The sequence below is a fragment of the Agrilactobacillus fermenti genome (assembly GCF_021030645.1).
GTDB classification, from domain to species: domain Bacteria; phylum Bacillota; class Bacilli; order Lactobacillales; family Lactobacillaceae; genus Agrilactobacillus; species Agrilactobacillus fermenti.
Genome location: NZ_JACGCJ010000004.1, coordinates 15,687 through 39,921 on the forward strand (window position 1 = coordinate 15,687; position 24,235 = coordinate 39,921).

21 protein-coding genes are annotated in these 24,235 nt (G+C 40.1%); 7 read left to right on the forward strand and 14 right to left on the reverse strand.

Annotated features, from left to right (window positions below; translation table 11 throughout):
* The first annotated feature begins 14 nt into the window (after positions 1-14).
* Positions 15-689, forward strand: a complete 675-nt coding sequence (locus tag FHQ08_RS01925) for a response regulator transcription factor (protein ID WP_230912699.1) — start codon at positions 15-17, stop codon at positions 687-689.
* A 7-nt stretch (positions 690-696) separates the two neighbouring features.
* Complete coding sequence (locus FHQ08_RS01930) at positions 697-1,767, forward strand: sensor histidine kinase (protein ID WP_230912700.1); 1,071 nt, start codon at positions 697-699, stop codon at positions 1,765-1,767.
* A 286-nt stretch (positions 1,768-2,053) separates the two neighbouring features.
* On the opposite strand, the gene nrdG is transcribed toward FHQ08_RS01930, so the two are convergent.
* The 3 genes from nrdG to FHQ08_RS01945 form a co-directional block, all read right to left on the reverse strand.
* Positions 2,054-2,644 carry an anaerobic ribonucleoside-triphosphate reductase activating protein gene (gene nrdG, locus FHQ08_RS01935; RefSeq protein ID WP_230912784.1) on the reverse strand — a complete coding sequence of 197 codons (591 nt, stop codon included), beginning with the start codon at positions 2,642-2,644 and terminating at the stop codon, positions 2,054-2,056.
* Positions 2,645-2,655: 11 nt separating this feature from the next.
* On the reverse strand, positions 2,656-4,863 hold the full coding sequence (nrdD, locus tag FHQ08_RS01940) for an anaerobic ribonucleoside-triphosphate reductase (protein WP_230912701.1): 2,208 nt from the start codon (positions 4,861-4,863) through the stop codon (positions 2,656-2,658).
* Between the two features lie 243 nt (positions 4,864-5,106).
* Positions 5,107-6,249 carry an LCP family glycopolymer transferase gene (locus FHQ08_RS01945; RefSeq protein ID WP_230912702.1) on the reverse strand — a complete coding sequence of 381 codons (1,143 nt, stop codon included), beginning with the start codon at positions 6,247-6,249 and terminating at the stop codon, positions 5,107-5,109.
* Positions 6,250-6,454: 205 nt separating this feature from the next.
* On the opposite strand from FHQ08_RS01945, the gene pepF reads away from it, so the two are divergent.
* Both pepF and FHQ08_RS01955 read left to right on the forward strand, forming a co-directional pair.
* A complete protein-coding gene (pepF, locus tag FHQ08_RS01950; RefSeq protein ID WP_230912703.1) occupies positions 6,455-8,263 on the forward strand; it encodes an oligoendopeptidase F in 1,809 nt (602 codons plus the stop codon).
* 184 nt (positions 8,264-8,447) lie between these two features.
* Positions 8,448-8,771, forward strand: a complete 324-nt coding sequence (locus FHQ08_RS01955; protein WP_230912704.1) for a DUF960 family protein — start codon at positions 8,448-8,450, stop codon at positions 8,769-8,771.
* A gap of 202 nt (positions 8,772-8,973) precedes the next feature.
* Here the strand turns inward: FHQ08_RS01955 and FHQ08_RS01960 are convergent, their stop codons facing one another.
* Both FHQ08_RS01960 and FHQ08_RS01965 read right to left on the reverse strand, forming a co-directional pair.
* Positions 8,974-9,771, reverse strand: coding sequence for a metal ABC transporter permease (locus FHQ08_RS01960; protein WP_230912705.1), 798 nt, complete (start codon positions 9,769-9,771; stop codon positions 8,974-8,976).
* Positions 9,771-10,481 carry a metal ABC transporter ATP-binding protein gene (locus tag FHQ08_RS01965; RefSeq protein WP_230912706.1) on the reverse strand — a complete coding sequence of 237 codons (711 nt, stop codon included), beginning with the start codon at positions 10,479-10,481 and terminating at the stop codon, positions 9,771-9,773. The genes FHQ08_RS01960 and FHQ08_RS01965 overlap by 1 nt, the downstream gene beginning before the upstream one ends.
* A gap of 212 nt (positions 10,482-10,693) precedes the next feature.
* On the opposite strand from FHQ08_RS01965, the gene FHQ08_RS01970 reads away from it, so the two are divergent.
* Positions 10,694-11,485, forward strand: a complete 792-nt coding sequence (locus FHQ08_RS01970; protein ID WP_230912707.1) for an alpha/beta fold hydrolase — start codon at positions 10,694-10,696, stop codon at positions 11,483-11,485.
* A gap of 186 nt (positions 11,486-11,671) precedes the next feature.
* Here FHQ08_RS01970 and FHQ08_RS01975 read toward each other — a convergent pair whose 3' ends face one another.
* The 3 genes from FHQ08_RS01975 to FHQ08_RS01985 all read right to left on the reverse strand — a co-directional run bounded on the left by FHQ08_RS01975 (position 11,672) and on the right by FHQ08_RS01985 (position 15,151).
* On the reverse strand, positions 11,672-13,030 hold the full coding sequence (locus FHQ08_RS01975) for a gluconate:H+ symporter (RefSeq protein WP_230912708.1): 1,359 nt from the start codon (positions 13,028-13,030) through the stop codon (positions 11,672-11,674).
* 24 nt (positions 13,031-13,054) lie between these two features.
* Positions 13,055-14,620 carry a gluconokinase gene (gene gntK, locus FHQ08_RS01980; RefSeq protein WP_230912709.1) on the reverse strand — a complete coding sequence of 522 codons (1,566 nt, stop codon included), beginning with the start codon at positions 14,618-14,620 and terminating at the stop codon, positions 13,055-13,057.
* Between the two features lie 165 nt (positions 14,621-14,785).
* A complete protein-coding gene (locus FHQ08_RS01985) occupies positions 14,786-15,151 on the reverse strand; it encodes a DUF488 domain-containing protein (RefSeq protein WP_230912710.1) in 366 nt (121 codons plus the stop codon).
* Positions 15,152-15,210: 59 nt separating this feature from the next.
* Between FHQ08_RS01985 and FHQ08_RS01990 the strand changes: the two genes are divergently transcribed.
* Entirely contained in the window at positions 15,211-15,849 is a 639-nt protein-coding gene (locus tag FHQ08_RS01990) for a DNA-3-methyladenine glycosylase (RefSeq protein ID WP_230912711.1), read from the forward strand.
* 22 nt (positions 15,850-15,871) lie between these two features.
* Positions 15,872-16,423 (forward strand): GrpB family protein, encoded by a 552-nt coding sequence (locus tag FHQ08_RS01995; protein WP_230912712.1) that lies wholly within the window; start codon positions 15,872-15,874, stop codon positions 16,421-16,423.
* A 27-nt stretch (positions 16,424-16,450) separates the two neighbouring features.
* Here FHQ08_RS01995 and FHQ08_RS13140 read toward each other — a convergent pair whose 3' ends face one another.
* The 6 genes from FHQ08_RS13140 to FHQ08_RS02025 form a co-directional block, all read right to left on the reverse strand.
* Complete coding sequence (locus FHQ08_RS13140; RefSeq protein WP_230912713.1) at positions 16,451-16,810, reverse strand: transposase; 360 nt, start codon at positions 16,808-16,810, stop codon at positions 16,451-16,453.
* Positions 16,811-16,987: 177 nt separating this feature from the next.
* A complete protein-coding gene (locus FHQ08_RS02005; RefSeq protein WP_230912714.1) occupies positions 16,988-17,710 on the reverse strand; it encodes an aspartate/glutamate racemase family protein in 723 nt (240 codons plus the stop codon).
* A 24-nt stretch (positions 17,711-17,734) separates the two neighbouring features.
* Positions 17,735-19,276, reverse strand: coding sequence for a UDP-N-acetylmuramoyl-L-alanyl-D-glutamate--2,6-diaminopimelate ligase (locus FHQ08_RS02010; RefSeq protein WP_230912715.1), 1,542 nt, complete (start codon positions 19,274-19,276; stop codon positions 17,735-17,737).
* Positions 19,277-19,324: 48 nt separating this feature from the next.
* Entirely contained in the window at positions 19,325-21,145 is a 1,821-nt protein-coding gene (locus FHQ08_RS02015) for a glycoside hydrolase family 13 protein (RefSeq protein WP_230912716.1), read from the reverse strand.
* A 17-nt stretch (positions 21,146-21,162) separates the two neighbouring features.
* The gene (locus FHQ08_RS02020; RefSeq protein ID WP_230912717.1) at positions 21,163-21,510 is read right to left on the reverse strand and encodes a DsrE family protein; all 348 of its coding nucleotides are present in this window, start codon (positions 21,508-21,510) and stop codon (positions 21,163-21,165) included.
* A gap of 315 nt (positions 21,511-21,825) precedes the next feature.
* The gene (locus tag FHQ08_RS02025) at positions 21,826-24,216 is read right to left on the reverse strand and encodes a glycogen/starch/alpha-glucan phosphorylase (protein ID WP_230912718.1); all 2,391 of its coding nucleotides are present in this window, start codon (positions 24,214-24,216) and stop codon (positions 21,826-21,828) included.
* Positions 24,217-24,235: the final 19 nt, after the last annotated feature.

A 24,235-nucleotide genomic window follows, 5' to 3' on the forward strand; every position in this document is an offset into this window, starting at 1 on the left:
ATAGAGGTGAAAACATGTTTAAAATTCTGATCGTTGAAGATGATAAAACAATCAGTGGTTTAATTGCTAATGAATTAAAAAAATGGCAGTTGATCCCGTTAGAAATTTCAGACTTCAATCAAGTCTTAAACAACTTTATTCAAGAAAAACCCCACCTGGTCTTAATGGATATTAATCTACCAGTCTATGATGGTTTTTATTGGAATCAAAAAATTCGTGAGATCTCAAAGGTCCCAATGATCTTTATTTCCTCGCGTAACACCAACATGGACATGGTGATGGCTATGAATATGGGTGCCGATGATTTCGTTAATAAGCCATTTGCGATGGAGGTGCTCGTCGCAAAGATCAACGCGCTATTGCGGCGCACTTATAATTACACTGAGCCTACCCAGAATGTGATCGAACATAAGGGTGTTTTATTAAATTTACAAAGCGGCAGTGCCAAGATCAAAGATACCACGATTGATCTCTCTAAAAACGAATACCGGCTCTTGCAATATCTTATGCGGCGTCATGGTAATATTGTCAGTCGCGAGGAACTTCTCCGCGATTTATGGGAAGATGAACGATTCGTTGATGACAATACGCTAACGGTCAATATCAATCGGCTGCGCAAAAAAATTGAAGGTGCTGGCATCAAAGATTATATTCAAACGAAAATTGGTCAAGGCTATATGATACCATGAGGTGCTTATGCGTATTAAAGACTATTTATTAGATCATCTGCCCCACACATTATTTTGGATATTAGGTTTGCTCTTGTTAGATGCTGGTCTTTGGCTATTACCCAATTATCCGGTGCCATTAGATTACTTGCTCTATTTTGATACCATTTTAACGGTGTTATATTTGTTATTTTTGATTGCAGTTTATTTTTATCGAAACCGCTGGTATCAAAAGATTGCCGACCATGCTTTGTTGCGGGAACAAGGCCTTGATGTGCCATTAACGGGTGCTCAAAACCACAGTCAGCAACTGATTCAAGATCATATCAATCAATTGATCGATTATCATCAGCAAACATTTAACCAGTTGATTACCCAACAACAAGAACAAGAAGATTTCGTTCAAGGCTGGGTTCATGACATCAAAGTCCCTTTAGCCGCCAATCAGCTGCTCTTAGATAGTCTAAAAGAGCAATTACCAATTGAGGCTAGAACAAAATTAGAAGAACAATGGCATCGCGTGAACGATTATGTGGACCAAGTACTCTACTTTTCACGTTTAGAGAGTTTCGCCAATGATTACGTGATTCAAACTTATGACTTACGGCAATTAGCCATTGGCGTCGTTAAAACCAATATGAGCTACTTCTTCGAAAAACATCTACAATTCCACATTTCCGATGAAACAGCCCAAGTTCTGACCGATGAAAAATGGCTCACCTTTATCCTTAACCAACTCATTTCTAATGCCATCAAATATACACCAAATGGCGGCAAAATTACCATCAAAATTACAACTGATCCTACAGGCAGTCAACTAAGTATTCAAGATACAGGCATTGGCATCGATGCTGCGGATCTTCCCCGGATCTTTGACAAGGGATTTACCGGTAAGAATGGTCGTAAAGCGGACCAACACGCTACTGGACTGGGGCTATACTTAGCTAAGAATATGGCTGAAAAATTGGGTCATCATTTAAGCGTAACTGCCACTGTGGGCAAAGGCTCTATTTTTACGATTTTATTTCCAAACTTGAGTTATTACAACGACCAACAAACCAATCCCGTCCTACGGCCAACATCAGCAACCCGTTTTTAAATACTTGCAATATAAAAGCAGAGAAAGAGTGAGAGAGTGAGACAAAAGGCACTTAGCAGCTGAGCACTAACAAGAGTGACGAAAAATGGTGGACTTGCCATTTGAGCCATTCGTGGTTAGGTGAGGGTGTTGCCTTTTAGAACACATTTAAAATTTAATTATTCGCAAAAAAAAACAGAGAGTGAAGACAAAACTAACGTCTTGTTTTCACTCTCCGTTTTTTTTAGAAATAATTTTATATTAAACATGTTTCAAAGGACAATAGCTTTCAGCAAGCAAGCTTAATTCATTTGATCAACTTATCCCATAGAACCACTTGCTGGCTTGCTAATGACCTAGGGACATCAATAATCCGCTGATTGGCACTGCCACGAAATTGTAAAGTCAAGTCCTTTTGGGCTAACAAAAACCGGCCATCAACCAAAATATCGATCAACTGCAATAGGGCTAATTTATCAGCACTATCTTTTAACAATTCATCATAGGTATACCCAGACCAAGACCAGATATCTTTAGTATGCCCAAATTCGGCGCGCACACGGTGGCACAATTGAATACAAACATCCGTATTCAAAAACGGCTCGCCACCTAATAAGGTTAAGCCTTGCACATAACTTTGACTCAAATCAGTGATGATTTGATCTTCTAACGCTTGAGTATAAGGTTGCCCATAATGAAAATTCTGTGCAACCTTATTATAACAACCTGGACAGTTAAAGCGACAGCCGCTGACATATAGACTGCAGCGAACGCCCTCTCCGTCCACAAAGTTAAAGGGCTTATAGCTGGCAATATAATTTTGACTCAGATCTGCCGCGAGCCACTCCTTGGGTTTAGGATCGTTAGGTAATTTTGTTTTATTTGTTTGTGAAATCATCAGTGTCATCCTTATTGTCTTGCAATCGTATTTTGGTCATTGCCTAGCGTCATATGTTTGACTCGACTGGCAATTTCTACATGACGGCCATGAACCATCGGCCGCTGATTAGGGTTGCCCAGATAACCACAAGTCCGTTTCACAACATCACAAGTTGCTGGGTCATAGTTCCCACACTCAGGGCATTCAAATCCTTTTTCAGTTGGTTTGAATTCACCTTTGTAACCGCATTTGAAGCATTGATCAATCGGTGTATTCGTACCCAAATAGCCGATTCGATCATAAGCGTAATCCCAGACAGCTTCAAGGGCTTTAGGATTCTGCTTCAAATTTGGATATTCACAATAATGGATAAAACCACCTGCACTATATTTCGGATAATCTTTTTCAAAATCGATTTTTTCAAATGGTGTGGGTGCCTTTCGAACATCATAATGAAAACTATTCGTATAATATTCTTTATCCGTAATATTCTTAACCTTACCAAATTTTTTAGTATCTAACCGGCAGAATGTATCTGTCAAACTTTCAGATGGTGTTGCGTAAACACTAAAATGATACCCATATTCTTTTTCCCAGTCTTTACAGTGTTCATAAAGATCCTTGACGACTTGGACGGTAAAAGCTTTGGCCTTTGGGTTCTTTTCCCACTTAGGGCCAAAGAATACTGTACCGACTTCATATAGGCCAATATACCCCAGTGAAACGGTAGCTCGGCGATTTTTGAACAATTCATCTACCGACTCACCGCGTTTTAGTCGACGGCCAAAAGCACCGTACTGATATAAAATTGGAGCGTTTTCCGGTTTGGCTTGTTTGGCACGATTTACTTTAAAGACAAGTGCTTCTTTGCATATTGCTAACCGCGCTTCAAGGATTTCCCAAAAGCGATCCTGATCACCTTTAGACTCCATGGCGACCCGAGGTAGGTTCAGCGTCACCACACCAAGATTCATCCGACCAGCATTAACTTCATGCCCCTGAGCATCCTTCCAACCTTGTAAGAAGCTGCGGCACCCCATCGGTGCTTTAAATGAACCTGTTAGCGCCACGATTTTGTCATACATTAAAACATCAGGATACATCCGCTTAGTCGCACATTCTACGGCCAATTCCTTAATATCATAATTAGGATCAGTCAGATTCAAATTCAAACCACGTTTTAAAGTAAAGACTAATTTTGGAAAAATAGCAGTTCGATGTTCTTTACCTAACCCAGCGATTCGAATTTTTAAAATCGATTTTTGAATTTCCCGCTCCATCCAATTCGTACCCAATCCGAATCCTAACGTTGTAAAAGGCGTTTGTCCTTGTGAGGAATACAGCGTGTTGATCTCATATTCCAAAGCTTGCATGGCATCATAAATATCTTTTTTCGTCTTACTTTTCGCAAATTCACGTTGTTTCTTAGGATCATCGATCCAATCTTGGGCATCCTTTAGATGTTTGTCATAATTCTTTTGCGCAAAGGGTGCTAACAATTCATCTACTCGGTCTGCCGAACAGCCGCCGTATTGACTGGAAGCCACATTTGCAATGATTTGTGACATCTGTGCCGTAGCAGTTTGAATAGAATGTGGCGGTTCTACCTCAGCATTACCGATCTTAAACCCATGATTCAACATTTCTTTGAAATCAATCAAACAACAATTTGTCATTGGACTATATGGTTGGTAGTCCAGATCATGCCAATGAATGTCCCCCTTCAAATGGGCATTGGCAACTTTAGGTGGTAACATTTTCAAACCAATTGCTTTGGCAACTGTTCCAGCTGTTAAATCCCGCTGTGTATTAAAAACTTCACTATCCTTATTAGCATTCTCATTGACTACTGTCGCATCTTTATGGAGCAATTTTTGAATGGTAAAATTAATATCCGTTGCTTGATTACGCTCAAAATCTTTTTGTGTCCGATAATTAATATAACTTTTTGCCCAGTCATATTTGTGATTCTCTAACAATTTGTGTTCCACAACATTTTGAATTTCATAGATTTTCACATCTTTTACAAAGCGGGTTTGAATTTCACCAACGATCGCATCAGTAATTTCATCGATCACCGTAAAATCGATGGGACTTAGTTCATCATTAACTGCTCTAGCAGATTTGGTAATTGCTTGAACAATTTTATCACGATCAAAATCGGTGATTCGCCCGTCACGTTTCAATACATTTAACTTTGTTAATTCATTAACAGTATCTTTTTTTGTTTCTAACATGTGCTCAACCTCCGATTACGTATGTTTCAATCATAAACAACCGAGGCCAGTAATTCAACCATATATTGTGTCCAATTTATTAAATTCCGACTTTTAAACACAATATATAGTGTTTAAAAATTCACTAAATCACTTGGCAATAACTTTTCTTGAGCATATAAAAAACGTGACCAGCCTAAACTTACAAGCCAATCACGTTCATATTTAAATAAATATGTGGTCTCACTCACAAATCACTTATTTTTAATAACCGCTGTTATAGTCATTTGTACCTGTGCCAGTATCATCTGTAGCTACATTACCCGCATTATCAGAGACATCTGCGTTCGCTGGTGTGTAGACTGTGTATTCTTGAACGTTGGGATTACTGAAAAAGGTTTTATTTCTGGCATTTTGCTTGGTTTCTTCATTGTCGAGGGTTTCTTGAGAGAGGTCTAATGATTGACGTAACTTGTTTGAAACACGCTGAAGCTCCTTAGTAGAGGCTACTTGATAAGAGGCGCCATTGATCCAAGCATTTTCACCTTGAATGTGATCACTCTTCATTGATTTTGCGGCATCGCCGTAATTTTGATAAACGCTCATCATCTCATCAAACGTCATATTGGTGGCAATACTATCAGATAGTGTATTCATGATTTTTTCAAAATTACCAAGTGTTTTCAATGACATTGCCGAATTGACGATGCCTTTGATCACTTGTTGCTGCCGTTTTTGACGGCCATAATCATTTTCAGGATCATCATAACGCATGCGTGAATAGGCTAAGGCTTGTTTCCCATTAAGGTGCATATGGCCCTTCCGGAAATTCTGCCAATCATAATCAAAGTCAAATGGCACATCTACGTCGACACCACCGACAGCATCTACGATTTTAGATAATGCGCCCATATTGATCGTGACATAATAATCTATGGGTGTATTTACTAATTTCTCAACCGTGCTAATGGCCATGCTGGAGCCGCCAATATTATAAGCCGCATTTACCTTTTGGACATTAAACTTATCAGAATTGCTATATTGCATTTGTGCCATAGTATCTCGGGGAATACTGACCATATTGACTTTCTTTTTCTGACTATTGATCGTCGTCAAAATCATGGTATCAGAATTGCCCTTGTCGATTCGGCCTTCTGCGCCGGTATCTACCCCTAGTAAAAGAATGGATAATGGCTTGCCGTTTTTAATATTTGTAGATACTTTCTTGTCATCGACCGGATGATAAGTGGCGTTAACTGCTGTTTTGGCTTGCGAATACAACCTAAAAGCATAAGTCCCACCTGCAAAACCAATCGTTAACACAATCAGCAAAAAGACCTTAAAAAAAGGATGATTCTTACGTTTCCGGTGCGTGGAAAATTCCTCACGACGAGAATTATTCGGCATATAAAAGTAGCTCCTATCTCTCAAATTCTTTAGGTATTATAACGATAAATTATTTTATAAACAAACAAAAAAAGCCTTTAACATAAAAATTTACGAATAAAATTACATTTCGTTCACATTTTTTGCATTATTCGCGAACTCGCTTACAAAGAAAAGCATAACAAATATGGTATGATAAGTCTAAAATTTAATTAGGAGGCAAATCATGACAACTGTAAAACAATTACCACGACGAAATGAAGTCCCTGAGGCACTGACTTGGGATCTGACTAAGGTGTTTGCATCTGATGCTGCCTTCGAAACAGCGTTTGCAGATGTTGCTCGCCAGAATCAGGCCATTCAAAAAGTTCAGGGCACTTTGGGCCAATCAGCGCGTGCGTTAAAAGACGGTCTGACTCAGATCTTAGATTTGTTTAGAGCTTTAGAGAAAGTTTATGTCTATGCAAGTATGAAAAATGATCAAGATACAGATGACCCTAAATACCAAGGTTACCAAGCAAAAGTTGATAGTTTGGCGGCGCAAGTTAGTGCCAACGTCTCCTTTTTAGATCCAGAAATTCTAGCTATTGACCCACAAACATTAGCCAAATATTTAAATGATGAACCAGATTTAAAAGTCTATCAACACTTTATTGATAGTATCACCGTCAATCGCGCCCATGTCCTTGAGCCGCAAGCAGAAGCACTCATTGCTGCAGCCGGTGATGCCTTTAATACCGCCAGCAATACGTTCGGCGTTTTAAATAATTCGGATTTAAAATTTCCTGTCGTTAAAGATGAACAGGGCGACCCCATCCAATTATCCAATGGGGTCTATTCTCGGCTCATTGAATCGACAGATCGTAATGTTCGTAAAGCCGCCTTTGAAGGTTTATACCACACCTATGATCAATTTAAAAATACACTCGCAAGTACGCTCTCCGGTGAAGTGAAGACACATAATTATATCGCTAAGGCACATCATTATCAAAACGCTCGTGCTCGGGCAATGGCTAGCAACCATATTCCTGAATCAGTTTATGATACTTTAATCGAGCAAGTAAATGCACACTTGCCGTTATTACATCGTTATGTTGCCCTTCGCAAAAAGATTTTAGGTCTCGATGAATTACACATGTACGACCTCTATACACCATTAACGGGTGAAGCACCGCTCAGCTACACCTTTGAGGAAGCCAAAGCTACTGCTAAAAAGGCATTGGCTGTCATGGGTCCAGATTATCTCAGTCACGTCTCGGAAATTTTTGAAAACCGTTATATCGACGTTGTGGAGAACCAAGGTAAACGTTCTGGTGCTTATTCAGGTGGTGCCTATGATACGCCGCCTTATGAACTGTTAAATTGGCAAAATAACTTGAATAATTTATATACGCTTGTCCACGAAACTGGCCATAGCGTTCACAGCTGGTATACCCGTCACAATCAACCCTATGTTTATGGTGACTATCCCATTTTCGTAGCTGAAATTGCATCCACAACGAATGAAAATATCTTAACCGAGTATTTACTGCAGACCCAATCTGATCCAACAGTACGTGCTTATATTTTGAACTACTACCTTGATGGTTTTAAGGGCACCATTTTCCGGCAAACACAATTTGCTGAATTTGAACATTTTATTCACCAAGCAGACGGTAATGGTGAGCCGCTAACCGCCGATATGATGTCTGACTACTATGGTAAACTTAATGCACGTTACTATGGTCCAAGTATCATCTCAGATCCACAAATTGCCTTAGAATGGTCCCGTATTCCGCACTTCTATATGAACTATTATGTTTATCAGTACGCGACTGGGTTCGCTGCTGCTGCCTTTTTGAGTGATCAGATCATGCAGGAAAAACCGCAGGCGCGTGAGAAATACATCGATTATCTCAAATCTGGCAGTTCCCATTACGCTATCGATACCATGAAAGCTGCAGGGATCGATATGACAAAACCTGATTACTTGATTGGTGCCTTTCAAACTTTTGAACAACGCTTAAACGAATTGGAACATTTATTACAGAGATAATAAGTTTGTTATTTTCTTGTTAAAAATAAAACATTATCGCAATCTGACTATCAATTCCATTACAGTCATAGGCATAACCTTGTTTTCTAGTCATTTGCTTAGTATGCTTTAATTAATCATTTATTTCGTTCTCTTTTGATTTATTAAAGCGAGGTCAAATATGCATCTTTATCATCGAAGAAAAATGTCTGAACCAGAAAATATCGTAAGTCATGCAGTTGCGTACGCGACACCACACTTTTTTATTCAATTACTCTGGACCTATATCGAGAGTTTGCAGCTTGAAAATGTCCGTCCGGCAGATATACAGTATTTTTCAATTTGTCAAAAACACGACTTATGTACCATTCAACTAGATCAACAAACACCTAAAGTTCACTTTAAATGGCAAATCAAACTGATCAACGATCAACTACAACTACCCGAAAACCTGGTCTTAGTTAACCAAGACCAGCGCCACATTCTTTGCCTCCCCCACGAGGTAGCCGAATACCAAGACTTTAATTAAAGTTTATACCCATTAATTGTTGCTTTATTGGAGAATATAACTAAAAAGCAGTTGAAAACAAATATTACCGTTATAGTGCCCTTAGAAATTAAGCTAAAACGCCTAATTCTAAGCGGCACTATATTTTGTTTTCAGCTGCCTTTTTAATGGCGATTTGACTATATTCAACGGGCTTTAAAGAAACTGTCCAGTGTGCTTATTTTCAACTTCTTTGAACTAAGCGACTGTATAAAATGGCTAACAAATAGATAAGCACTTCGATACTAGCAATAAAAAACGTCACAGGCCAGTTAGTCACATAGCCGAGATATAAACCCAGCCAAACGCCAATTAACGAAATACCAATGGCTATCATCAATAACTGTGGTACAGTACGGCCGAGGTATTGAGCACTAGCAGCAGGTAAGGTTAATAAAATAAAGACTAACAGTGAGCCAACAATCTGTGCCCCGATACTAACGGCAAATGCTAATAAAATTAAGAAAATAATTGAAATTAGATCGCGATGAATATTTTGTGAAGCAGCCCCCACGCTATCAAATGAATCAAAGACTAATGAGCGCCACATCATCAAAACAAACAACATCACCAAGGCAGATAAAATGATCAATTGCTTCACTTCATCGAAACTGATACCCACAATGCTTCCAAATAAAATATTCGTTGCATAGCTGGCATTCTTGCTAGATAACGATAAAAATAAAATACCTAGGCCGATAAATAAACTAGAGACAGCACTGATCGTTGCTTCTCGACGCGATTTCTCGACACCCAGCGCGCCAACGATCAAAGAACTTAAACTGGTAAAAATCAACATCCCATTCAAAGCCGATAAACCGGAAAAAACACCAAAGGCGGCCCCGGCAAAACCAATTTCAGATAAGGTATGGGATAAAAATGATAGATTACGAGCCACTACAAAGACACCGATCACACCACAAGTTAAAGCAATAAAGGTACTGGCTAAATAAGCATTTCTCATAAAGACTAAAGCAAACATTAGATAGCTCCCCTGACTTTTTCACGAATGAGACTTTGGTTCAGGTCAGCACTTGCCCCCGAACTCAATTTTCCGTCTTCTAACAAATAATATTTAGTAGTATAACGCGCTGCCAGCTCTAAATCATGGGTAATAAAAACAACAGTCAATTGTTCATTATGATTCAATTCCTGTACAAGCGCCATTAATTCATTTTTAGCCTGTACATCTAACGAAGCGGTTGATTCATCCAAAATCAATAAATCTGGATCATCTACCAAAGCTTGAGCAAGATAAGCACGTTGTTTCTCACCACCAGAAGCACTACCTAATCTTGTTTGCGCTAAATCCGTCAGATAGGTACAGGCCAGTGCATGCTTTAAATTCTGATGTTCCTGCTTTGTATAAAAAGGCCAGTGATGCCCCAAGCGATTTAATCCCACAAAACTCGCGATAGATAAGGGAAAATCATGATCGATATTACGAAATTGCGGCACATAGCCAATTTTTAGTTGCCGTGTCTCATGCAACGGGTGTGTTTCAATAGTGCCATGCACTGGTTTAACCTGATGCAATACTGCCCGAATCAAAGTCGTCTTGCCAGCCCCGTTCGCCCCAATCAAGCTGATCATTTCACCAGGATACAGCTGAAAATCTAAACGGTCTAAAACGACCTTGTCTGGAAAGCGAACGGTCAATTGTTTAATATCCAAAATTGGTTCTACTGTCATTTTTCTAGTGCCTCTTTCAATCAAAATCCAAAACATCATTATGATCTACACAACCGCAAATAATCTAATAGCAACATAACTGGTCACTCTGCTGCATTTCTCATTGTTTCCTAGCTCTAGGTATGCTTGACACCACGTTACCGATCATTTGAGTATAATAAAGTTAATGCTTAACTTTATTAAAAACCATCAGTGAAATCGAGGGCCTAAAAATGAAAAAATTATTTCAGCGTCTAGGTTTGATCGGTCTAATTGTTATTGTCTTATTGGCTGCTGTTCAAGGCCTACGAACAACGGCTTTACGACAAGTCAACGTCCACCAAAATAACATCCCAACCATTTTGCTTCACGGTGCGGGTGGTACCATTCTTTCCCTTGGTCCAATGGCCCTTCGATTCAATCCCTATCATATCGCTACGGTTGCCATGAAGATCACTGTAGACCGCGACCAAACCATCCATTATCAACAATATCGGCCATTGCGCAATAATCCAGAAATCATTGTGATCCTAAAAAATAAATATGATGCCGAAGCGGGTACTAAAGCTCTAACTAAAATCATGCAGCACCTATACACTAAAAACCACGTACGACAAGTTAATTTTGTCGGCCATTCCATGGGTGGTGGCATTATGTTGACTTATCTTTTACATGTCACCAAAAATACCCCTACCGTCCATAAATTTGTCTCACTGGCGACGCCTTATATGGGATTTGACGCCAATGAAGGGCCGAATAACCCACGCTATCAAGCCATGCTTAAATCACGAAAAAATTTACCGCGAACCCTACAAGTTTTTAATTTGGTAGGCAATGTCAAACACCGTGGTAATGATACCCAGGTCAGCACCCGCTCCGCTGCTGGTCTTAGAAAGATCGTTGCTGGCCAAATTGACCGCTATATTTATCATGAATTTCCTGGAAATTTCCTCACAGCCAGTCATTTTATGATTCATGAAAACCCGCAAGTAGATGTCCTGATTGCCCGATTTCTTTGGTCTTAGCTTACTTGCTGCTTGATTCATATGAAAGTTTCTGCAAATAAAGCCAATAAACGCACACAAGGCTGAGGTACCCACAGCACCTCAGCCTTGCATTCATTTATCTAGCGCTTTTTGAAACAATAACTTTAATCTATCATATTTTTTCAGAAAGCACAATATATTAATTACTGAACTGTTTTTCCCCGTCTAGTGGAAAATGGCATCTAAAATCAGCGTACCCAGCAAGCCAGAAATAGAAATCAATGTTTCTAACACTGTCCAAGTCAAAACGGTTTGTTTGATGGTTAAATCAAAATATTCTCTAAACATCCAAAAACCAGCATCATTAACGTGAGATAGGGCTAAACTACCAGACCCGATCGCAATGACCATCAAAGCAGGATCAACTCCTGATTGCTGCATCAATGGTAGGACTAACCCAGCTGCCGTCAATGCTGCCACAGTTGCTGAACCTAGTGCCACTCGCAAAACCACGGCGATCAACCAACCGAGTAGCAGTGGTGATAACGCTGTCCCGGTAAACAAGGTTTTAACACTATCGCCGACACCGCCATCAATTAAAACTTGTTTCAAAGCACCGCCACCGCCAATAACTAACAGCAACATGGCGATAGATTTCACAGCATCTTCTAAGGCACCCATAATTTCTTTAGATGGTCGATGACGGCCCCAGCCCATGGTATACATGGCAAAGAGCAGAGAAATCGTCATGGCAACCACTGGACTACCAACAAAGCTGATAATGCCATCTAACAAACTTGGATTTTTCGGTTTGATCCCCCCATGAACGGTCAATTCATAAATTGTTGTCAAGGCCATAATGACAACTGGAAATAGTGACGTTAAGACAGACAAGCCAAAGCTCGGCGTTTCATCAAGTTTGAAATCTTTTTGAGGTCCTAAAGCTGTTAAATTACCTCGGCGCTCAAACCCATCTGGCACAATTTTACGCGCAAGCTTGGTATACAGGGGTCCAGCGATATAAACCGTCGGAATGGCGATAATAATCCCAAATAATAGCACTTTACCTGTATTCGCATTCAAACTTGCAGAAATGGCTGTGGGCGCAGGATGTGGTGGTAAGAATCCGTGGGTCACTGACAAGGCAGCAGCCATCGGAATCCCTAAATATAAAACTGACACGCCAGCTTCAGAGGCAATCGCAAAGACGATTGGAATCAATAGAACCAAACCAACTTCAAAGAATAATGCGATCCCGATGATAAATGAAGCCAGTACGATGGCAACTTGCAATCGTTTCTTACCAAATTTCTCAATCAAAGTATGAGCAATCCGATAAGCACCACCTTCATTGGCAACTAAGCGCCCCAGCATGGCGCCGAAACCAAAGACAATTGATAACTCTCCTAATTGTGCCCCGATCCCGTTTTGAACACTAGTCGCAATTTTATCCAACGGCATCCCTAAGCCAATACCAATTAAGAAAGCAACGATTACTAAAGATACAAAGGTGTTCATTTTAAATTTAACAATGAGTAATAATAGGATCAGGATCCCAACAATGAGTACAACAAAGGGGTTCATATGCCCTTCCTCCTTATATTAACGTCAATCTTGACTCTTGCCATGGATACTATTTTTATCCACATGCGTCCGCTGATAACCAGCAATGGCTTCATAATTGTCTTTTAAATCTTGACCAACACGAATCCAAATTGGAATCAATTCACGGTAATTTTTGAAATTATCCTCATTAGGCTGATGTGACTTGGTCACACCAACCATATCTTTGACAACTGAAAGATCATCAACAATACCCAAACTATACATGGCCATTACCGCCGCACCTAAGCAAGAGCTCTCAAAACTTTCCGGAATATTGACTTCTTGTTCAAAAACATCAGCCAACATTTGCCGCCATAATGCCGAGCGAGAGAAGCCGCCAGTTGCTTGAATTTTAGTTGGTGCACCAGCAATTCGTTCGATCATCAGCATAACCATATACAAATTATAGACGATACCCTCTAAAGCAGAGCGCACCATATGGGCCCGGGTATGTTGTCGGGTTAACCCGAAGAACGTGCCTCGGGCATTTGCATCCCAAATTGGCGCCCGTTCGCCACCTAGATAAGGCAAGAAAAGTAACCCATCGGAGCCGGCAGGAATTTTAGCGGCAATATCCGTTAAAATATCGTAAGCATCAACTTGCATCTGTTCAGCAGTGATTTTTTCAGGGCCAAATAATTGATCACGAACCCATCGGAAAACGATACCGCCATTATTTACCGGACCACCTAAAACCCATTTATCTTCAGTTAACGCATAACAGAATAAGCGCCCCTGATCATCAACCATTGGCTTATCGACGACAGTCCGGACAGCACCACTTGTACCGATGGTCACCGCTAATACACCGGGATCGATAGCATTGACGCCTAAATTAGACAAAGTCCCATCACTGGCGCCCAAAATAAAGGGCACATCAGCTTCAATACCCATATATTCGGCATAACTCTTATTTAAACCACGCATTTGTGCCGTTGTTGAAACCAAACGTGGTAATTGAGCTTTTGTCACGCCAGCTGTAGCTAGCGCCTGTTCGTCCCAATCCATCTTGAAAATATTAAATAAACCGGTTGCCGAAGCCAAAGAATAATCCATCACATATTCGCCAAAGAGCCGGTAGAAAATATAATCCTTAATGCCGATAAATTTTTGGGTCTTATCAAATAGATCCTTATGTTCCGTCCGCAACCAAATCAATTTAGATAGCGGGGCCATCGGATGAATCGGTGTCCCTGTCTTAGCATAAATCTCTTGACCCACACCACTGGCTAATAATTGTTTACTGTATTTTTCAGCACGGTTATCAGCCCAGGTAATGACCCGTGTTAGTGGTTGATTATCCTTATCCATCAAGATCACACTGTGCATGGCTGCTGAAAAACTAACACCTTTCAACTCTCCAGCTTTCACACCCGCTTTACGCACAACTTGCTGAATCGTTTGAATCACAGCATCGAAAATCTCATTAGGATCTTCCTCAGCCATATCAGGTGTTTCTTGATAAAGTGGATAAGTGACATTGGCATATCCTTTAACTGTCCCCTTCAAGTCATAAATCACAGCTTTGGTACTCGTTGTACCAATATCTACACCAATTACATAATCCATAATAAAAAACTCCTAATCTATTTTTTGATTCGGCGAAAGCGTTTTACACATAAAGAAAACGATTACGCAAAAAGACTATAACACATTCCACCACAAAAATGTTAGATTTTTGCTTCTGTGGACTAATCCATTTTACATAATCGTCCGTACCATTTATGATTATATTTATAAACCAAGTTTTTCTTTAATTAATTCCGCTAAAATAACCGCTTGGTTGTGGGTTTCATCTTTCGCGCCGTACAGTAAAATCACATTTTCAGTAGCTAAATGTGTTTTGACCAATTCTAAGAAGTCAGCTAGATCGGGGTTACTGTTCAACTCTGTCAAATACTTTGTCTTGAATTCCGCAAATTTCTCAGGATCATGATTGAACCACTTGCGCAATTCAGTTGACGGGCCAATATTTTTATACCATTCATCTAAATGCGCGTTGATCTTAGAAATACCTCGGGGCCACAAACGATCTACTAAAATACGATAACCGTTTAAATCGGCAGGTTTCGTATAAATTCTTTCTAATTTTAATACCATTTCCATCACCTCATCTATTATGATAGTATTAATGAGATTTTTTCTAAAGGAGTTTGCGCATGTCAGTTCAACAATTGATTGATTTTTTTGACCATCGCCCCACTGAGTTAATCGCTCAAGATTTACTCGGTAAGACTTTACTATATCACGGGCCCAAAGGTACGGTTGGCGGCTTGATCGTCGAAACAGAGGCTTATTTGGGACAACAAGATACGGCAGCTCATGCTTATCAAGGCCATCGTTCTAAAGCCAATGAACCACTTTATGGCCCACCGGGTACAATTTATATTTATCAACGTCATAGCCAATACTGCTTTGACATTGCCGCTCAAGCCAAAGATATTCCCCAAGGTATTTTAATTCGGGGACTTGAACCTACAATTGGTTTGGCTATCATGCAGCAGAACCGGCAGCGTCCTAATTTTTATGAAATTACTAACGGCCCCGGTAAGTTAATGCAAGCTTTGGGGATTCAAAGTACTGATATGAATAATTTACAGATGGATCATGCCCCCTTAACAATCGATCTGACAACTTTCAAGACACCCAAGACTATTGAAAACAGCGCCCGTATCGGCGTTCGTAAAAATGGTGCTTGGGTAGATAAACCGCTACGTTTTTTTGTTGCTGGCAATCCTTATGTTTCTAAAATTCGCAAACGTGAGATGCAGTTAGAAACTCGAGGTTGGCAATATTAGTTCATATAAGGGAGATGTCCCAATGACCAAGAAATTATCAGAAATGGGTTTAACTGAATTGTGGCACCTGTTTCCCATTCAACTTGTCGCACATCAATCGGTTTGGCAGCAGTGGTACCAAGACGAAGCCACACAGTTAAAGCAAATCATACCTAGTAGCCTGCAAATCCAATTGAATCATATTGGCAGTACGGCCATTCCGAATATTTGGGCCAAGCCAATTATTGATATTTTAGTTGAAATGCCCCAATCAGATGGATTACAGCAAATCAAAGCATTGCTTGTGGCTAAGGGCTATCTATGTATGGCGGCAAATGATCAACGCATCGACCTAAACAAGGGCTATACCACGCAAGGCTTTGCCCCTCGTGTATTTCATATTCATCTACGTGTTTTAGGTGATCACGATGAAATCTATTTTAGAGATTACCTGCTGGCACACCCAGAAATTGCCAAAGCTTATGAACAATTAAAATTGCGTCTATGGCATGACTATCAATTTAACCGTGATGCTTATACTCAAAGTAAAACTAAATTTATTACGAAATATAAAAAACTAGCGAAGGCAAAGTAGACGTCTTAAGATAAACACGTTTAAGATTTAATCGTTCGCGAAATAATCGGGAGAGTGTGACAAAAGGCGCCCAGCGCTTGAGCACCAACAAGAATTACGAAAAATAGTGGACTTGCCATTCAACCATTTAGTCGGAATATTCTCTTGAGCCATAGCCTCTATCTTACGGCCAGAAAAGTTTTGTCTGGTATAGGCAAATAAGATGACTTTTAAAAGCATTGCTGGATTATAAGCCGGGCGGCCAGAGGTCATGGCCTTTTCGTAAATTAATTTATCGGGGATCGAATCGACAAAATGACTAATGGCAACGGCAACGTGGTTTGATGGGATATTGATCTCCAAAGGGATTGATAAACGCAACTGATTATTGTTATAATTTTGATACACGACAGTGTCCTCCTTTTCTTTCTAGAGTTTTGTCGCTTATAGAATAACATTGGAAGGCACTTCGTGCCTACATAAAAGCAAAAAATTCCTTGAGATCAGATCTCAAGGAATTTTTTACTTTAGGCTGTATAAAAAGACTTATGTCCCAGCCTCATTTTTAGTTTAAACGTGAACTAGTTAATCTTGACTATATTTGTGACGCATTTGCAGCGCCATTTCAATACTTTTATCCACCAAAATACTTTGAGGATCAATCACAGGGTAATCGTGATCTGGCGCCAATTCTTGCGCTAAAGAAAGTTCTGTACACCCTAAAATCACGACACCACAGCCAAGTTTATTGACCATGTCGTCTAAAATTTCATGATACAATTTACCGTCCACATAATTTTGACCTTTGATATCATCATAAATCAGATGATTGACCTTTGCCTGTACGGCATCACCGCCAAGCATCACACTACGGCCAGCTTTTTGAATTTCATCGCGATAGATTCCATCGGCAATCGTCCCTTCAGTGGCAATCAAACCTGCTGACTGCAAATTGGGATATTGCTGGACCATTTTAGCTACAGCTAAACGCGGCATATGCAAAATCGGAATCTTCGTTTGTGCTTGTAATTCATCATAAAAGTAATGTGCGGTATTACAAGCCATTACAAAAAACTCAGGCCCTAATTGACTTTGCTGTTTGATATCTTCTAAAAGATCAGGATAAAAACTTGGTTGACTGTGATCCAAAATATAAGTTGTTCGGTCAGGCACAGTCGCATGATTCACCAAAATATAATTTAAATAATCTTGGTCTTTATGCGCAGGTGTACGCTTATTTAATAAACGAATATAGCTTTCAGTGGCAGCAGTACCCATACCACCTAAAACAGTAAAAAATTGTTGCATTTTTTCACTCCAACTATCTAAAAATCAAAGTTCAGCTACAACTTGCTTAGCCACAACCAGGTCAGTTGGGTAAGGCGTGTCGACGCCTCGAACCTTTTGATATGGATCAGCACCCTTACCCGCCAAAACAACGATATCTCCTGGTTGACTCATTGTGATTGCAGCTTTAATAGCGGCTTTACGATCTAAAATAATTTTAACGTTAACCTTATTATGATCGATCGTCTGATCGATTTGTGCCACAATGCTCTGTGGATTTTCAAAGCCAGGATCATCTGTTGTTAAGAAAGCTTGCTGGGCATATTCAGTCAAAACCTTGGCAAAACCCGGTCGCCTCGAAACACCCTTGTCACCCGGGCTCCCGACAACAACAATTAGTTTAGGATCATTATATTCTTTCTTAAGAAAACTAAGTAAAGCCTTCATACTAGCATAATTGTGGGCATAGTCCACATAGACTTGACCATGACCTGGTACTTTCAATGACTCCATCCGCCCGGGAATACGAACATTGGCAATACCCTTTTGTGTTTCCTCAGTATCAGCGCCAGCAAAAGCGGCAGCGATAATGGCTGCTGTGGCGTTGCTTTCATTGAAATCACCAATCAAGCTTAGCTGGTAAGCCCCACTAACACCAAGCGCTTGAGCTTTTGGTGTCACAGGTGTGAAATTGAATCGACTCGTTGCTAAGTCAGCCTCTTTGCTTTCAAATCGGAAATCAATGTCAATATCTTTAGGAGCTTGAAAATCAGCACCAGCATATAAATAGATACTGTCCGGATTTGTTGTCGTTTTAGCTGCTGCATAAACTTCATCAAAGTGATCTGTTTCCGCATTGATGACACATTTACGTGAATTAACTAATAACTGCAACTTACAATGTAGATAATTATCGAAATTTGGATGTTCATTTGGTCCAATATGATCTGGTGTGATATTCAAGAAGAAACCAACATCATAGGTCAACCCAAAGACACGATTGCGTAAATAGGCTTGGGAAGAAACTTCCATAATCAAATGAGTCATACCATTATCCACAGCAGCACGCATATCATGGAAAAGATCTAAAGACTCAGGTGTCGTCAAATCAGATTTAAACCGTTGCTCAGGCTTAGGGCCTAATATCCGATCAATCGTTGAAAACAAGGCCGTTTGCTTATTGGTTGTAATATCCAAAATACCCTTCGTAAAATAAGCTGAAGTCGTTTTACCCTTTGTTCCCGTATAGGCAATTACAAATAGATCATCTTGAGGATAGTCAAAATAGGCCGCCGATAATAAAGCCATCGCTTTTTGAATATTTGTAACAATAAAAGCATTCATGCCTTTACCTTCAGGGTAAGGCTGTTCAGCAACGTACGTGATGGCACCATTATCTTTTGCCATGGTCAAATAAATTGGCCGAAAGTTGTCCCCCTTACAAAAGAAAAGGGCATCTTTTTTGACCTTGCGTGAATCATAAGTGATATCGACCATTTTGGCATCTAGATCACCTTGAATCGCGCTACTTTTTAATAAATGGTGTTCTTTAAGAATCAACATACATGCATAAAGTGATAAAGACACAATAGCACCCTCTCAATCAAAATCATTAAACTACATTATAGCATACTCCTAGTCCAAAATTCGAAAATCATATGCTTGTAACTGTAACCCTGCTAACTTTGCTTGAGCGATTGTTTGTAACTTTTTGGGTAAGCCGACTGAATTTAGGAGTTGCGGTTTTAAAACCCCCTGATTGGGCGTTGGATTGACCACACAAAGTCGATATTGCCCATCAATTGAGTTCGTCCGGAAAAAACCGAATGCTGAACCACACGAAAAGGCGTAAAAATCAGCATCATTATGAAATAAAGGATCATTGTGCCGCAACTGCAATAAATCTTGAACCCAAGTCTTAATTTCCAAATCTTCATGCTGCCAAGGATAAAACCGACGATTATCTGGATCAACATCACCAGTCAGACCCGCTTCATCGCCATAGTACAAACAAGGCACACCAGGCAGTGTATAAAACAATTGGAAAACTTGATGTAATTTAGCCTTATCAGCACCAACGGCGGTCAGCACGCGTTGCGTATCATGCGACCCAATATTATTAAAGTTATGAAAAAAGACGGTACGGGGATAATTTTCTTTAAGCGTCATGATGCGAGTCACAAATTCGGCTGCTGAAAGTTGTTGGTTGACTAACTGTAACAACAAAGTTCGCAGTGGATAGTTCATCACTGCCTGTAACGCCCCACCTTCGATATAATGGCGCCGATGATCATAGCTGACTTTATTGCTGGCATCTTCCCAAACTTCACCGATCAATACATGCTGCTGTGGTTGATGCCGTTCTAACTGCTGCCGAATTTTCCGGATAAAGTCATCACTTAATTCATCAGCAACATCTAACCGCCAGCCGTCAACGCCTTTATTCGTCCAATAACCGATCACACTTTGATCCCCATCAGCAATAAATTTTTGAAAACTCTGGGAATCCTTATTGATAGCCGGTAGGTCTTTGACGCCCCACCAACTCTCATAGTCATCTGGATAATGTTTGAATGTAAACCAATCATAGTAAGAACTCGACTGAGCATTTGCCGCACCAATCGTCTCATACGTATGGTAAAGATTGAAGTAGCGACTATCGGCACCAACATGGTTGAAAACACCGTCCAAAATCACATGCATATCCAAAGCGTGTACTGCATTTAAAAAGTGCTCAAAATCAGCTAACGTTCCTAGAACCTCATCGATCTTAAAATAATCACCGGTGTCGTAGCGATGATTGCTTCGAGCTTGAAAAATCGGGCTTAAATACAGTGCTGTAATACCCATTGCCTTTAAATTAGTGAGTTGTGATTCAATACCCTTCAAATTACCCCCATAAAAATCCCAGCGCACGATCTCACCAGCTTTGTTCTTAATGTACATGGGCAGATCAGTCTGCCGACCATAAATAAAACTGTTGGCTTTTGGGGCATTCACGTGTTGATCAACATTGCCATTTTTAAAGCGATCCACAAAGATATGATAAAAAGTGGCGTCTTGATACCAATCAGGTACCTGATCAACCGTATTGACCACTGTCAATTGATACATCTGGACTTCTTCTCGGGAATGGTAAGTGACGCCTAGGCCGCCATAACCACCATCTTGACAACCGTAGTAAATATCTGTATCCAACAATTCAATCATAAAGAAATAAAAATATAACCCGCCCGTTTCGGGTATAAACTGGCCATTGTAAATATTTTCTATTGTCTGAGTCATTGGTATAACCGCTTTAGGCCCTGACCAATGCTCATCCTGGTAAACGACTAATGCTACCTGTTTGATATTTTCAATCTCACTAATATGAATCTGGAAGGTGACAGTTTTATCAGGTTCAACTGCCCCAAACGGCGCTTTATCAGTCGTTAAAAAAGAATTATATTCGATCACAAGCCTGCCTCCAAAATTTAAGGTTTAATATAAGCGTAGCCTTTTGATTCCAATTCAATCAGATCTAAAACCCCAACTGGTACCACAGTTACCCCAGCAGGCAGTTGCGCAGCCGTGATCTGGTGCGCTCGCATAGAATTATGACATGCATGAAATTGAACTTGAGGCAATGTTGCAATCGTTGTTGCGGTTTCCGGCTGGGTCATTACTGTAATAGCAGCCCCATTGACTAACAGCACTACCGTAAAGGCCATTTCTGAATGTGCTTGCTGGTAAGCATATAAATTCTTAATATTTGCAATTGCATGTTGAAACTGGCCCGGTTCAGATACGTGAAAAACAACTTGGTATTGAGCAACTGTCATATAAATTTTCCTCTCTTGATCAAAAATCAATACCTTGACAACGCGCTTAATACAAGAAAATGAGAGTGAGGGCGTTGCCGTTTGGAACACGTTTAAGATACAATCGTTCGTGAAAAATAATCGAGAGTGAGACAAAAGGCGCTCAGCACCTGATCACTAACAAGAATGGCGAAAAATGGTGAACTTGCCATTTGAGCCATTCGTGGTTAGGTGAAGGTGTTGCCTTTTGGAACACGTTTAAAATTGAATTGTTCGTAAACACATAGTGGCCGTAGACAAAACATTAATTTTGTCCCGACCCCACTCAAGCCATCTTTATTCAGCTGGCGCTTCAATTTTAACGTGCCAAATATCTTCAGCGTATCTCTGAATCGTATAGTCGGAAGCAAACCGACCGCTGGCAGCAATATTTTGAGCACTTATTTGATACCAATCATAGCGATCTTGATAAAGTTGACTAATCTTTTCTTGAGCTTGTGCATAGCTATCATAATCTGCTAATACAAAATATTGATCATTATACTGCACCAAAGAATTGAAGATATCACGGCCTTCAGTAGTTATATTTGGAATTGTGCCATCGACCAAAGTGTCCAATATCCGATGAATACGTGCATTAGTTTTATAGATTTGTGCAGACTGATAAAAATTAAATTTTTCAACTTCATCCACTGTCATGCCAAAAGTGACAATGTTATCTGCGCCTACAGCATCTTTAATTTCAATATTAGCGCCATCTAAAGTCGCTAATGTCACCGCACCGTTCGCCATTAGTTTCATGTTGCTCGTTCCTGAGGCTTCTTTACCAGCCAAAGAGATCTGTTCACTCACATCAGCAGCTGGAATAATTTTTTCGGCAATAGATACACCATAATTGGGAATAAATACAATTTTTAATTGGTTCCCAACTTCTGGATCATGATTGACTAAATCAGCTAAAGCATTGATCAATTTAATAATCTCTTTAGCATAATAATAGCTTGGCGCTGCTTTAGCCGCAAAAATGTGTACTCGCGGAACCGTTAATTTTTTGCCATCTTTGATTTGCAAGTATTCATCAATGATATATAAGGCATGTAATAACTGCCGCTTATAAGCATGCAGCCGTTTGATTTGAACATCAAATAAGGCGTGCGTATTGACTTTGATTCCTAACTGTTCTTGAATTTGAGTCGCTAATTCCCGTTTATTTTTATGTTTGACATCACCTAGTTTTTGCAAAATGGTTTTATCTTGAGTGAGGACTTTGAATGCACGTAAGGCATCTGGGTGGCGTTGCCAATCCGTACCAATAGCTTCATTTAGCAAGTGACTCAGTCGTGGATTAGCGACCAATAACCACCGGCGCATAGTCACACCATTGGTTTTATTATTGAATTTTTCCGGGTAAATTTGATAAAGCCCATTTAAAACACTACTTTGCAGCAATTCAGTATGCAATTTAGCCACACCATTGACACTATGACTGCCAATAACAGCTAAATAGGCCATCCGCACTTGTCCATCTTGGATAGGTGCGACTGAACTAACGAGTTCAGCTCCGTGAATTGGGACCATCTTTTGCCGGAAACGATGATCGATCTCTTGAATAATTTGATAGATCCGCGGCACTGTTTTGGCAAACATATCTTCCGGCCAAGTTTCTAGAGCTTCGGCCAATAAGGTATGATTGGTATAAGACATGACTTGCGTGGTAATATTCCAAGCACGATCCCAGCCAAGAAATTCCTCATCCATTAAGATACGCATCAATTCTGCAACGGCCATAGCCGGATGGGTATCATTGATGTGAATCCCAACCTTTTGACTAAATTCATTGAAATTTCGGTGAGTTTTACGATATGCGCGCACAATACTCTGTATCCCCGCCGACACGAAAAAGTATTCTTGCTTCAATCGCAATAAGCGGCCTTCATAATTGGAATCATCTGGATACAAAACTTCCGTAATATCATTCACTTGTTGTTTCTCAGCTAATGTATACCGTTGATCAGCATTAAAAGGCAATTCAGCTGACCAAAGACGCATCGTGTTCACCACATTATTTTTATAACCAACAATGCCAATATCATAAGGCACAGCGATAACATCATTGGTATGTTCATAAACAGCACGTAAATGGCCCAAACTATCTTCCTTTAACCAGACATTGCCACCAAAGTGAACGACACAAGCGCGGTTTTCTTTTCGAACTTCCCAGGCATTGCCATTGCGCAGCCAGTCATCTGGCAATTCGACTTGATAGCCATTCACAAAATCTTGTTTGAATAAACCATATTGATAGCGGATGCTATTACCATTCAAAGCTACACCCTCTGAAGCCGCACTATCTAAAAAGGCTGACCCTAAGCGACCTAAACCACCGTTGCCCAAGCCAGGATCCGGCTCACGTCCAGCAATTTCACTATATTTAAGGCCTAATTTTTGTAAACCGGATAAAACCACATCGGTGATGCCGAGATTCAACATATTTTGTGTTAAAAAGCGGCCGGGTAGAAATTCAATTGAGAAATAATAAATTTGCTTACGATCCTGCTTCTCATACTTTGTGCGCGTTTGTTGCCAGTTTTTGGCATAATAATCACGAACAACACTGGCCAAAACGCGATATTGTTGACCTTTACTTGCTTCTGGAATAGCCATAGAATACATGGCCATCATACGATCTTGGTAATCTTTAATAAACTTTTCTTCCGTAATTTTCAAGATTAAACACCGTGTACTT